Consider the following 12,492-nt stretch of genomic DNA (forward strand, 5'->3'; position numbering starts at 1 on the left):
TTATACTTGAGATGAATTGTGTATTTCCTCTATCTGATTATAGAAATACGGTACTCCCTTAATTCTTTTAATTTTTCAATTTCCTTTTCAGTAGCAATTCCTATATCAACAGCATCTTGAAGCGTGTCAATAATGTTTGATGTCTCAAAGAGTAACTGTTTTTTATTTAATTCAACATGCGCACGCTCAAAATCACCGATTGATTGATACTCATATAGCTTTCCATCTTTAATCTTATGAATATCAATATTGACATGAGTATTAGCATCAAGCTCACATATATATGCACCGTCGGGATAAAGCATTGAGACATCATGATGCATTGAAATAATGAATCCATTGTCATCATACAAAACCTTCAATGAGTTATTTGCGAAATTTGATTGCTGTTTGTACCAATCCCCATCGATATTACGCAAATAAATAACATTAGAATAATGATCTTCTTCTGGGATATATCGTTCAAACTTTTTAGTTAGTGACATTTACCCACACTCCATTAACCAATATTTGCAAAGTAGCAGTTCTTATACGGTCACACCAGACATCTCCTGGCCCTCCATTTTTGTTCCTCATACCAACGATAAATTGGTTAGCTGGAGATGCAGACCAGCCACTATATCCCATTGCGGTTTCAGTATAAGCTGAGATCCTGAAGCTTTTACTGTTAAGGGTACCTCCAATTTTACTGTCAACTTCTGGCTTACTGTATGTTTCTGATTTAGTGTAACTATCTCCCTTTAATGCATAATTCCCCGTAGGTTGATAATTACCCTTCGGTTGATAGCGCCCATCTCCTTCAGCCTTGGTGTAGCACTCTCCTTTTAATGCATAGTTTCCAGCTGGGGCGTAGCTGCCTTTAGGCTGATACTTACCATCAGATTCTGCTTTTGAGTAACTATATCCTGCTACTTGATAGCTTCCTTTGGGTTGAAATCGTCCATCTTCTTCCGATTTAGTGTAGCTATCACCTTTTAATGCATAGTTCCCTGAAGGCTGGTAACTACCTTTTGGCTGGTATCGCCCATCTCCTTCAGTTTTAGTGTAACTCTCACCTTTCAGGGCATAATTACCTGCAGGTTGATAATTGCCTTTAGGCTGGAAATTAGTATCAGATTCTTGCTTAGAGTAGCTATATCCCGAAGGTAGATAATTACCCAATGGCTGGAATCGTTTATCCGATTCTGTCTTGTTGTAAACGTTGATATCACTGGCAGTTAAGTCAGCTTTTAATTCAACCCATTGAGCGCCAGCAACCGGCTCTACTTCGTTATTTTCAATCTTAGACTGCCATACTTTGTTTTTATGATAAACAATGACTCGAATCGGATAAGGCTTACCTTCTTCAGCCCATTTAGGAAAACCGTAATTTTGAATTTCGCCAACCGCTTCAGTGATATCGTGAAATATGCTGTTCATTTTTTCACGTTCGATATCCTTAGCTGCAGGATCTGAAACTTGGTCACGCTCGTAGTCATATCCATAGCCTTGCGTGTAAGACACTGCGCCATCGGCTTGCACGTCATTGGGAATAGAAGTTCGATCCCCTTGTGTTGCAAAGGGGACTTTAAAAATTTTAGTCATTGTGTTTATGCTCCGAAATTACTGCTCAGGAAGTTTTTGCGGAATTTTCCGTGACCGAAAGATTGTTTCGTCACAATACGATATTTGACGCCAACACCCGATGGGCGAGGCATGAGGTCGAAGTTTTCTAATAGAAGTCGCAGGCGTTCGTCAGGGTTGTAGTTGAAGACGTAATACATGTAAGTCATGTCTAGCGGATCTAACACAAAAACTTTGCTGTCTTCTTGCCAGAAAAATCGACGCAGAAACTCATTAATGTTGGTCACTGTTGGGCTTTGAGTGAGATTGAAATAACGCATGCGGATAATCAGCCGCTTTTGCTCCACCGTCAGTGACAACGTGTAATCTGAATTACGTCGAAAGTTAGCTTTGAAATTGGCTTTCTTTTTGCCAAAACCAAATCCTACTTTCGTTTTATCACTCGGAGGAACATCAATCCCTAACGGTACATCGAGGATGCGTGACCAGATGTTGAGCCCAAACTCATTCGCCGTATCGATATTAAAAACATCGCGGTACCAGTTACGCCAAAACTGTACTGTCGACTTATCAAAATAAGCAGATTTGTAACCGGCTAATGCTTTTAAATTATCAGCATCTTCATATTGCCAAAGAATGGCTTTTAATAAATCCGAATGAAAATCAAATGATTGTACTGATTTCATACGATCACCACTTGTACAGCACTACCCTTGATTCTAGCCACTTCATTGAGTTTGATAATGTAATTATCAGAAGACCAGGCTTTACCATCCGTTGATAGCTCAACGCGGGTAATAAATATCCGAGGTTCGACAGTATTGATCCCCGCTGAAATTTCAAAGGGAGAAACATCACGCCCAACCACTAAACCACCATCCCCTTCTACATCACCATTCGCCCAAGACTCGACCGCTTTGGGTATAATAGTCTGCGCATCCACCGTGGCTTTTTTTACCGTTACCCGGCAAAACAACACAATTTCTTTTGCCCTATCAAATTTCACGGGGTACGTCTGACCGCTAATTTTCTCCAGTACCTCAACTTCTTCACTGCCGTTAAAGGCCGCGCCGAGTGTTTTTGTTCTCAGTAAGGATTGAGCAATCTGATTCTTATCGCCGCCCTCAACACAAACGTAAACGCTATGAGGCACCAAGGTGATCCCGTCGATAATGACTGGCGTATCGCCATAGTTCTCCCTGAATGCCAAAGAACGCACGCCTTCCAACTCATAGAGTGCTGATGTAATCGCCTCTCCGACACTCACCGTATTTTTTGCCAGTGTTTGTTTACGTCTGCGTCGGGCATGCAAATCAGACTCTTCAGTTCGCCCTAACGTCGCAGAGGTCGGGTTATTCACTGTTTCCCAGCCAAGCACTGAACTGGCCACTTTATCAAGCTGTCCAACACCACATTCAATTGCACCAGTCTCAAGGGAGCGCATATCGCCTGTAGCGGTGCCATCTTTGCCAAGAATTAATACCTTTGTCGTTTCAAAGATATCGCCACTTCGCGTCGTTGCCTGTGAACCTTTAGGGATAATAGTACCGACGACACCGCTAAACTTAACCTGCGTTAGAAATGAGTGCGTCGCATCAAAACGTTGTCCACCCATCAGAGCCCAAATCGCATCAAGAAAAATACCACTGGCTAAATCGGGGTTAATCTGATTAGCTAATTCGGCATTGTTGCGCGCAACAGCATCCCGGTTCTCCACTTCCATGGTGATCAGAGCACCTTGCGGGGTTTCAGGGTTAACATCTAAATCCTGACCAAACACGCTTCTGTATTCGTTTTCGACATCATCACGCAATGTGCTTGTGTCAGGAACGACAACCCCCTGTGAGGTAATAAATTGATAATCAGCCATTAAGCGTTATCTCCCCATAAATCGTTTGGATCACTGCAGTGTATTTCAGCGTGTTATCTGCGATTAATGCCGAGAATGACACGACCGATATCACATCATCCAGCTCACGCATACGGTCACGGAACGCAGATTCAAACAGCGGAATATCAGCTTGCCGTCCAAATGTGGTTTTCCAATACGGAATACCCAAGTCCAACTTATGCAGCATCTCTCCACGTAGTGCCTTCGCGTAATGTTCACAACGTTTTTCTGATGCCCGTTCACCATTCACAATCGACAAATTTCCATCATTGCCAATGTGGATGTCGTTATTACTGTTGACGTTAAATGTCCTCATACGGGTTCTCCTGTATTACTGTCACCTCTTTGGACTTTGTCATGTTTATGTGTAGACCCGATATCTTTGCCGTTGTGCTTCATCGTGCCGCCATTTGAGTCACTGTTACCATTAACCTCATGATTACCATTGATAATCACATTGCCGTTAAACTCATTTTCTGGGGCATTAGAGATAAATTTTGGTGCATCTAAAACCGCCTTATCTTCATGCAATGATAAGCACACAGAGCCATCCATAGATTGGATCACTAAAGCATCGGCATTTTTCCCGTCTATCAGCCAGCCTTTGAGTGTGTCGGGGTAAAACATGGCATCACTGAAAGCATGCAAACGCGCGGTATTGGGTTCATCTTCTAACCCGCCGCGCTGGAAAACTAAACTGACGTCTCGGTCATTGGCTTTGAGCCAACCGAAATCCCCCGGCTTAATCGGCATTCGGATAAAAAATCCACCGCCACCAAAACGGAAAACAGGGATATTCGGTACCGCAGCTCGCCCCATTTTTTGCCCTTCCGTGGAAACCATCATGACTAAGGGTTTGATGACAGCTCGATTGGTGGCATCGTCATAACTCACCACCGTCGCCGGAAGCATGTCATCGATGTTCATCAGGAAATTACGAAATGCGGCTGAGAGCTGCCCTGCCAAGCTGCCTTCGCTAGCAATATCACTGTTGGGTTGGTTCATGGTTTAGACTCGTTTGCAGGTCGCTTGATAGAAGAATGGATCATCGTGAGAAGCAATATCGAACTTGAGTTGCTCGATAATATAATCACCGTTTAAAGCAGGATTAAACTTACTCTCAAGGCGCAACATGCCACCCAGTGACGACTCGGCATCGATGAGATAAGTGACATCAACACCTTTTTCAGTCGCTTTTGGGATGCCTACCATGCCGGATTTTTGGTTAAGAATACGCAAGCGACCACTTAGAGCCTTATCCTGGTCTTTGACATACAACACATCATCGTCAATAAACGCTTTGACCTTGCCAGCTTCTTGAAGTTTTTCGACTTGCTTGAGCGTCGATCCGCAAAAATACCAATTGGCAATGTTCTTATCCGTCGCCTGAAAGTCGAGTTTCACATGACAATCTTGGGCGATATTCTTTGCAATATCACTCAGCTTGCTTATTGCCGAACCAGAGGTAGATACCATTTCTCGCGCTGTCGCATTGTTAGTTTTAGCTTTCAATGTCAGCGTGACATCCGGTGGGGATGCTATTTCAGCACTGACAATATCGCCAACATAAATCCGAAATACTCCGGTACTGGCGCGACCAGCTTCAACAATTAACCGGTGCGGCGTTTTACTTTTTGCATATGGACTGGTTTCCGTTAACAGCATATTGCGTGTATCCGCATTTAAACCGTCAATGTTGACTGTACACTCATTCTGTAATGGGTTGGCATACTTGGTTCCATTGGCTTTTATTCGCAAGCCTTCATACCACTGCAGACGACCATTTACTTCTATGCCAACTCTAATACGACGTAAATCAATCATCAGCACCCCACCACACCAAATATTGAGACTTCCCAAATTGCTCCCACCACGGCAACTCGTCATTATCTGTGATAAACGCAAAATTGCCGGTACCGGATAAATAGCGATAGGGGATTAGAGGTTGATTGGGCATGACGCGGATACCTTGAATTAAGGTTATGTCATTGCGCTTGATATCGCAGAACATGACGCTACGAGCGACTTTTATAGTGAGCTCCCACTCGTCATCGCCAAGGCTTACCCTCAATCGTTGGTTAGGGACTGTATTTAATGGGATCTCTTGCATTACCATCCCCCTAGTGTAAATTCGCCATCAGCAACCTTAGCGGCAGCCGATTTTTTCTTCTTCTCCGGCACCGTAGAAGTTTGAACTTTACCGCGGTTCACAGTGCTTGATTGCTCTTTTTTGGCAACCTTGCGAGGCGGTAAGTAACCATATTCCGGCTCTACCGTTCGCCACTCAGTGAAACGTAATGACAACTTAATCGCGTCTGCCATTTCAGGAATTTCATCATGATAGAAATTCACTAGCAACATAGGTTGATAGGTTTTAACGCGCGTCTGAATGCCAACTAACTGGTGCTTGTCATACGCTTGCTGCATAAGCTCAAATGCATTTTTCATCTCACCCGCGAGAATTAAATCCATGCCAATTTCAACCGGTTGAACAACGATATGATCACTACGCGTCTCACCTGATTCAACAGCGAATTGCGTCGCTTTATGTTCGTCACGGACATTAATTTGGATAGGGTTTGCACTCTCAAATAGTGTCGTAAAATTATCTACGTTGAATATTTTAACTTCGGTGATCATTTGCCCCACCCTGTGCTATTTTGATGCCCCAAATCTTGTAGCTGTGATTGAAGCGCATCTTTTGTGCCATTAGCCATACCTTGCGCATCAGTCGCTTGTGTTTCAACCTTGATTTCACCAATTGAAAGGTTGGTTTCGTTGGTTGTACTGGATTGATTACTGATAGCTTGGCTAGTGACGGGGTTCATTGGATTAGTCGACATGCCTGTGATTTGCTGGTTTAACCCTTGCACCAGTAAGGCCGTATCTTCTTCCGACAGTTTTGGCGTTTCAGGGATCTTGTGTTCGATTGTTCCATCTGCAGAGACTTTACGCTCAACTGTCTGAGTCATTTCTGCATCTTCAAAACCAAACCACCCTTTAACTGTACTCCAGCCATTTTTAATCGCGTCCAGCCCGTCATTGATCCAGCCGAGATATTGCTGTATTTGCGCCCACAACCATTTAAAAATACCGACGACAGCATCCGATACGGTGTTAAAGACACCCTTGAAATCATTCCCCCAACTGACAATTGCGTTGATACTTACCACTAACCAGTCAATAAACTGATTTAACGCATCGTTCATCGTGTTATAAGCATCGACGACAATATCCGCAACGAACTTCACCGCAACCATCAGATACTCAAACAGAATTTTAAACGTTTGCCAGAGCCGTAGAATGACCTCTTTTAATTCAGGATATTCATCAAGAATACGGCCGATCATCGAGTCGTTACCGTCGATAAAATTCATGATGTCGTCATAGACGAAAGCAAATGCAGCTGCTAACAATGCGATAACCGCAATAATTGCCAGTATGGGCCATGTTGCGGCTAGTGTTGCTGCGGCGGCAGATAACATTGGAGGGATATAATAAAGAGCGATGGCTGAACCAATCGCAATAAAGAACCCCGTTATTAGTCCTTTGTTATCACTGCAAAACTTAACAAAAGATTGCACCCACGATAGAACCGCTGTTAATGCTGGGAGTGCTGCATTCATAACACTCATCATGACACTACTGAATACGGTTTTTAGACCACCTGTAACCTCTTTATACTTTTGAGATTGTAGGGCCAGCTCTTTGGTGACAACGCCATTTTCTTTTTGTTTTTTCGTTAACGCTTCGAGCTCTTGGCGACCCTTTAATATTGATTCAACAATTTTGTTGTCGGTGATCCCGACTTCTTTAATCCTAAATATCGCCTCCTCTTTGCTCATACCTTGAACCGCATCGGATAAGCGGTATAAGCCTTCCATCGCATTAATGGAGTCGCCTTTTACGTCTTTTAAGCTGATTTTTAAGCTTTTAAATACATCCGCTTTACCCGACGAGGTATCTTGTAACGCTTCACCAATGCTTTCAGACATATCCATGAGCGAGTCGCGCGCGCCTTGTGCATCCCCCCCCATGGCTGTAATTACTTTTCCGAACGCATCTACGTCTTCAACTGGCAGATTCATCGCATCTGCAGACTGCGATAAGATATTCACTTCTTCAGCGGTAGATTGGATAAAAGAGGCCACACCGCCAATTGTTAAACCCAAACCCACCATGCCGGCCATTTTGACTAAAAAACCAGACAGTGACTGAGAGGCCTTTCCGTATTGTGTCGCGACGTTATCTGCAGATTTTGAGAGCTGATAGTTTTTATTGGCTAGTTTTTCGGCTTCATTCGCTGCCTTCCCCGTGACCATATTATGACCAGACAACGTACCCTCTGCACGCTGAATATTTGACTCAAGAGCTCGAATACCATTAGCTAGCTTTTTATTACTTTCGGCAGATAACACATTTGATTGCTGCAGTGATTTTGCATAATCAAGATAGTGTTTCATCTCATCGAGATACGCGGACATTTCCTCCTTAGGCGCATCGAGATTAATATCCACTTTTGCACTATCCGCACCAGCTTGAAGCGAGGATGCAACTTGAGAAAGAAATCCAGTGAGTGAAGTGATCCCCCCTTTGGCATTCTCGCTTACCAGTTTCATGTCCGCGATAATGTCATCAGTAGAGCGCTGGACTTTCTCAAACGCACTGTCTGCTTGCTTTGTGTCAAACTCAAAAACCTGAACAAAGGTATCCATTAATGACATTATCTATCCTTTGAAGCCGCTAGGGCTTCGTTGTAGCGATTAATGATAGCGATTTCCCACAAGTCCATCGCTTCTTCTAAATCTATTGAGGTTTTGAGCTCTGAGAGGGTGGCGAGGTCTTCGCTGAGGATGACTGCAAAGAACCCATCAGCGTTTTTATAATCGACGGGAGTGAACCGCTTACCTTGCTGAGCAGGTAATGGAGGAAGCCTGAGTTCCCGTCGCCCCCGAAAAAACTGGTGTTATATTTCAGCATTTCCAGTTCTAAGCGGATCAACGATTCACCATCCGGCACGTGGTTATCAATCAAGGTTTGCGTTTTGAGTGGAATTTCATCCCCATCAACCACAACACAGACATACGCCATCATTTTCAACATAGCTTCTTTACTGACTTCGTAATCACCAATTTTTGGTGCGTTAGACAGTGGGTATTTAGCCAAAATTTCACGCCCGACGGTTGCCGGTAGTCGGCTAATTACAAATAGCTTTTCGTCACCATCAACGTCTTTGATAGCGACTTCTTTAGGTTTAATTAACATGATGTGAACCTATAAAAAAGGCGGGGAGCCCCGCCATAGTTGGAAGTGAATTAACGGACTCGCGTGCTGTCGAAGTCTTGGAAAACAAAAGTGTATTGTTTAGCCTTCAGTTTTCCAGCAGATGCCGCTGAGTTGCCACGGCTACCATTGGTGATTTTGCCGTTACGTGCAGTAACAGTAGAACCATCCCCGTAAGATGCCACCATAGTGATCATGTCACCGGCATGACGACGCCCTTTTTTCGCCGTGTTTGCTTCGAGCAAAATAGACAGGTTTTGGTCTTCTTCACTACCGGCTAAAACATTAATTGTCACCGTCTGCGGCGTCGGTGTTGACCAGCTCACCAAATTACCGTTGATGTCCATACCTGTCTGTGCGATATCGACCGCAGGCAAATCTAAAGGGTCAGCATCATCAGCAAATGTAGTAATTAAAATCCCTGCAGGGAATGTTTTTGAAGCTTGGATAGTTAACCCCAAGCCCGTTGCAGAAAGATCGTTCATTATCGATTCCTTATACTAAATTGTGTGAGCCTTCGACTTTACGAACCCAGTCACCCTTGCCATAAATCAGGACATACTTCATGACGTACTCCGGCAAGCCACTCTCGCCGGTGCTCTCGACGATTTGAGCGTTGTACCAGTAGCCCTTGTCTTGCACGTCATGCCACGCGAGATCATCACCAGACGCATCAGCAATCGCCAGTTTTTGAACTTCGGTGATTGGCTTGCCGGCTAAAATCGTACCGTTGTCCAGTGCTTTGGTTACAGCGCCAGCAATCACCATGAGTGCGCGAGCTTCACCGTCTTTATTCGCCGGAACACCACGCGTAGCGAGTAACACACTAAACCATTGCTGAGCGATATAAGCTTTTAGCCATTGCTCGTTAGCATGAACACTCATATCGAGTGGATTCGATGAACCACCGCACAAGAACCCGCGCTGATAAAAGCGAATTTGTGAACCGGCAACGGCGGTTTCGCCGTAGTAGTTCACTCGTGATTTATCGTAGAGGTTAGCATCCTGGTCAGTCGTGACCTGCGCAGGGAACGTAATACCAAACTGACGGAACATGTAGTTCGTCGTTGCGTTTGTGCGGTCATAATCTGTCGCGGCCATAATTGCCATTGGGAGCGCTTGAACGTAATAGAGGGTTTCTGTTTTAAGATTAAGCCCCACAGAGGCGGTACTGATTAATGCTGCGCTAAAATCTTCAACCTTACTTTTGCCTACACTCAGGTGAAGCTGGTACTTCACGTTCTCACCAGCAACGTATTGAGCCAACGGCACAGCGTGTTCTAATGACATTTCATCTAAGAATGTCGCGCTACCAAAGGAGTCAGAGACTTGTTCAGCCACAATGAAAGCTTCGAGTGGCGTCTGTGCCGGGTTGCCTTCGGATGTGGTACCGGATGATAATCCCATCGCATTCGACAGAACAGAGTAAGCGACACCGATAGAGGCGCGTTCCTGAACGCCACCACTTAACTCAAAGCAACTATTCAGGGAATTAAACGTCAAATAGCTGTTTGAGAACTGAGGCTCAGGCTCTGCATTCAGTTTCGCTTGGATCATCGATGCAATATCGGCATACGATTTCACCTCAGACAAATCCAAGTCTTTGTAATCTTTGGTGATAGCACCGATAGTGACAGACAAGGTACCATCCGCAATCATTTTTAAATCCGCTAATGCCGCTGCTTTAGTACCGAACAGTGTAGGTGCTCGCCCTACTGGTTCATAAGACGCGATTTGCAGCGCTTTTGGCTTGCTCACTGGAGCGGGGCTAACATAGCTGAAATACTGACGGGCAAAGTGCGCTTCCGGCGAATCCGCGCCCAGCAATTCATCAACTTGACCACTGGCAAACTCTAAAACTTTACCGGCGGGAATTTTGGGATTGGTGGAAAATAAGCGACCGATTAATTTACGCATCGGAACAGCAGACGCGCCAATAACCGCCGATGCGATATCAACGTATCGATTTTGTTTAATTGGCATAGTAAAACCTTATATGCGGTGAATGTCAGGATATAGCGCACTAACAGCCGCTGTATCCGGAAGTAATGTCCTGGTGAATGAAACGGTAAGGTCGAACGAGGGGTTTTGTTCGTAGTTGCCATGATCATTAAGAAAATAAGGTCTACGAATTGTACTTGCACGTTGAATGCCAACACCTTGCTTTCTTAATGCTTCAATAAATGGCAAAGAGTTGGTAATCATTCTGACAATAGCGGTAATGTCTCCCGCCGTATAACGCCCTAAATCGGTGATTAGGGCTTGAAACTGGTATGTCTTTTCAGATAACTGGCTTTCTTGGTGATTCGATTTTTCACCTTGAACGTTATATTTTCTCCCCTGCCAACCGTGACCATGCTCATCAATGGGGAAAAATATGACCATGTTTTCTTCGCGGCCTTGTTTGGTTGATTGAAAACCCGCTTTTACGGGGATATCAATTCCTGCCTCTTTGAGTTGAAAAAGAAGCTGTTTACGAATGGCGATATCGACATCGTTATCCGTCATAAGTACCCACCTCAATACAAATCACTGATTTCCAGCCGTCCTGCTCATACCAGTCCGCATCACCCATCACATCGTATTTCTTGCCATTAAAAACAAGATAATCCGGTGAGGCACCGCGCTGAATACCTTTGATATCATGGGAAGTATAAAAGCGGCGATAAACTTGGTTTGAATCGAAGCCCATTGATTGAGCATCTTGGGTATCGACGGCTTGCCAACTACCACGAATATCAACCGGCTCATGATATTGGTTTTGGTCATGCCCTAAATCATCGGGGTCACGGCTTTTGAAGCGAAACCACAGGGCTTTTTGCTGAGGAATATAGCGCGAAGCAATGCGGTGCAAATTACCAAACATTATTTTTCCTCCACCACAAAAGCCACCGCATTTAACATCTGCCCAGTATCAACTAGTGGCTTATTCGTCGATTTGCCTTTGCTATGTCGCCGCGCACGAGCCTTTACCGTTGCATCATCTAATGCGGGTGTTGTTACTGCTTTGATTGCTAATTTCACATCACTAGCCGCTTTTGCGCCCACTTGAGTTAGCCCATCAGTGACTGTGATATTTCCCTTTGCAGCTGCTTTAGCGGCACGAAAGATTAACGAACCATACTCTGATTTTTTATCACTCATCGTAGGGCGAAAAAACGAGCGAGGAGGAATACCGCCTTCGGGATAACCTAATTCCTGAATAGCAGCAACATACGCAATGGGCGTACCGTCAGGGTATTTGGAATGATCAAAGAAGCCGACTTTAAGCTGTTTCTTGGCTAACTCATCGTAAACCGCTTTTAACTGGGCTAATTTCGTCATTAACGCAACCGCCCTCCTCGCGTGAATAGCCCACCAACGCCACGAAATGCCGAGCGCTCACCCGCACCACCAAAGTATTGAGGTACGCTACAGCGTTTAATTAGCGCTAAGAACTGCTGCCCGTAGGTGGTCATTTTGAACCAGTGCGACCAATCGGAACCGGCAGGGGGCGCAGAATATGACACGCTGATTTTGTCCATAGTAACACTGGTGACAACACCCGTTGGCGCGGCACCTTCTGCAATTTGTTGATTCAAATCCAGCATATGAGCAACAACCAACATCCACAATTCATTGGTACAGACACCACGGCAAGGCGAGAAATAATTCAACGCAGATTGGGCGATAACATAAATGTCATCATCAGGCACCCCGTTGAACTGTGGACGGAGCACACGAAATGATTGAAGGGGAAATGTGCTCGCCTCCAT

17 protein-coding genes are annotated in these 12,492 nt (G+C 44.7%); all 17 read right to left on the minus strand.

What is annotated here, in order from left to right; all coding sequences use genetic code 11:
* Nucleotides 1-29: 29 nt before the first annotated feature.
* Nucleotides 30-485 (minus strand): tail fiber assembly protein, encoded by a 456-nt coding sequence (locus HFU86_RS12810; RefSeq protein ID WP_187129393.1) that lies wholly within the window; start codon nucleotides 483-485, stop codon nucleotides 30-32.
* Nucleotides 472-1,584 (minus strand): hypothetical protein, encoded by a 1,113-nt coding sequence (locus HFU86_RS19785; RefSeq protein WP_255425978.1) that lies wholly within the window; start codon nucleotides 1,582-1,584, stop codon nucleotides 472-474. The genes HFU86_RS12810 and HFU86_RS19785 overlap by 14 nt, the downstream gene beginning before the upstream one ends.
* Before the next feature lie 5 nt (nucleotides 1,585-1,589).
* Nucleotides 1,590-2,249, minus strand: a complete 660-nt coding sequence (locus tag HFU86_RS12820) for a DUF2612 domain-containing protein (RefSeq protein WP_187129394.1) — start codon at nucleotides 2,247-2,249, stop codon at nucleotides 1,590-1,592.
* Nucleotides 2,246-3,433 (minus strand): baseplate J/gp47 family protein, encoded by a 1,188-nt coding sequence (locus HFU86_RS12825; RefSeq protein WP_187129395.1) that lies wholly within the window; start codon nucleotides 3,431-3,433, stop codon nucleotides 2,246-2,248. Before HFU86_RS12825 ends, HFU86_RS12820 begins: the two co-directional genes overlap by 4 nt.
* A complete protein-coding gene (locus HFU86_RS12830; protein ID WP_187129396.1) occupies nucleotides 3,426-3,770 on the minus strand; it encodes a hypothetical protein in 345 nt (114 codons plus the stop codon). Before HFU86_RS12830 ends, HFU86_RS12825 begins: the two co-directional genes overlap by 8 nt.
* On the minus strand, nucleotides 3,767-4,459 hold the full coding sequence (locus HFU86_RS12835) for a Gp138 family membrane-puncturing spike protein (protein ID WP_187129397.1): 693 nt from the start codon (nucleotides 4,457-4,459) through the stop codon (nucleotides 3,767-3,769). Before HFU86_RS12835 ends, HFU86_RS12830 begins: the two co-directional genes overlap by 4 nt.
* 3 nt (nucleotides 4,460-4,462) lie before the next feature.
* The gene (locus HFU86_RS12840; RefSeq protein ID WP_187129853.1) at nucleotides 4,463-5,278 is read right to left on the minus strand and encodes a baseplate hub protein; all 816 of its coding nucleotides are present in this window, start codon (nucleotides 5,276-5,278) and stop codon (nucleotides 4,463-4,465) included.
* Nucleotides 5,271-5,564, minus strand: coding sequence for a phage baseplate plug family protein (locus HFU86_RS12845; protein WP_187129398.1), 294 nt, complete (start codon nucleotides 5,562-5,564; stop codon nucleotides 5,271-5,273). The genes HFU86_RS12840 and HFU86_RS12845 overlap by 8 nt, the downstream gene beginning before the upstream one ends.
* Entirely contained in the window at nucleotides 5,564-6,094 is a 531-nt protein-coding gene (locus tag HFU86_RS12850; RefSeq protein WP_187129399.1) for a phage baseplate protein, read from the minus strand. The genes HFU86_RS12845 and HFU86_RS12850 overlap by 1 nt, the downstream gene beginning before the upstream one ends.
* Nucleotides 6,091-8,178, minus strand: coding sequence for a hypothetical protein (locus HFU86_RS12855; RefSeq protein WP_187129400.1), 2,088 nt, complete (start codon nucleotides 8,176-8,178; stop codon nucleotides 6,091-6,093). Before HFU86_RS12855 ends, HFU86_RS12850 begins: the two co-directional genes overlap by 4 nt.
* Before the next feature lie 82 nt (nucleotides 8,179-8,260).
* Complete coding sequence (locus HFU86_RS12860) at nucleotides 8,261-8,719, minus strand: hypothetical protein (RefSeq protein ID WP_187129401.1); 459 nt, start codon at nucleotides 8,717-8,719, stop codon at nucleotides 8,261-8,263.
* Nucleotides 8,720-8,769: 50 nt separating this feature from the next.
* A complete protein-coding gene (locus HFU86_RS12865) occupies nucleotides 8,770-9,222 on the minus strand; it encodes a phage tail fiber protein (RefSeq protein WP_187129402.1) in 453 nt (150 codons plus the stop codon).
* A 10-nt stretch (nucleotides 9,223-9,232) separates the two neighbouring features.
* Complete coding sequence (locus HFU86_RS12870) at nucleotides 9,233-10,720, minus strand: DUF3383 domain-containing protein (protein WP_187129403.1); 1,488 nt, start codon at nucleotides 10,718-10,720, stop codon at nucleotides 9,233-9,235.
* A gap of 9 nt (nucleotides 10,721-10,729) precedes the next feature.
* Nucleotides 10,730-11,245 carry a phage gateway protein gene (locus HFU86_RS12875; protein WP_187129404.1) on the minus strand — a complete coding sequence of 172 codons (516 nt, stop codon included), beginning with the start codon at nucleotides 11,243-11,245 and terminating at the stop codon, nucleotides 10,730-10,732.
* Nucleotides 11,235-11,603: a phage collar protein gene (locus HFU86_RS12880; protein WP_187129405.1), complete on the minus strand. Its 369-nt coding sequence runs from the start codon at nucleotides 11,601-11,603 to the stop codon at nucleotides 11,235-11,237. The genes HFU86_RS12875 and HFU86_RS12880 overlap by 11 nt, the downstream gene beginning before the upstream one ends.
* Complete coding sequence (locus HFU86_RS12885; RefSeq protein ID WP_187129406.1) at nucleotides 11,603-12,061, minus strand: hypothetical protein; 459 nt, start codon at nucleotides 12,059-12,061, stop codon at nucleotides 11,603-11,605. The genes HFU86_RS12880 and HFU86_RS12885 overlap by 1 nt, the downstream gene beginning before the upstream one ends.
* Nucleotides 12,061-12,492 carry a DUF4054 domain-containing protein gene (locus HFU86_RS12890; protein WP_187129854.1) on the minus strand — a complete coding sequence of 144 codons (432 nt, stop codon included), beginning with the start codon at nucleotides 12,490-12,492 and terminating at the stop codon, nucleotides 12,061-12,063. Before HFU86_RS12890 ends, HFU86_RS12885 begins: the two co-directional genes overlap by 1 nt.

Source organism: Providencia sp. JUb39, from assembly GCF_012272845.1.
Classification (GTDB): Bacteria; Pseudomonadota; Gammaproteobacteria; order Enterobacterales; family Enterobacteriaceae; genus Providencia; species Providencia lanzhouensis.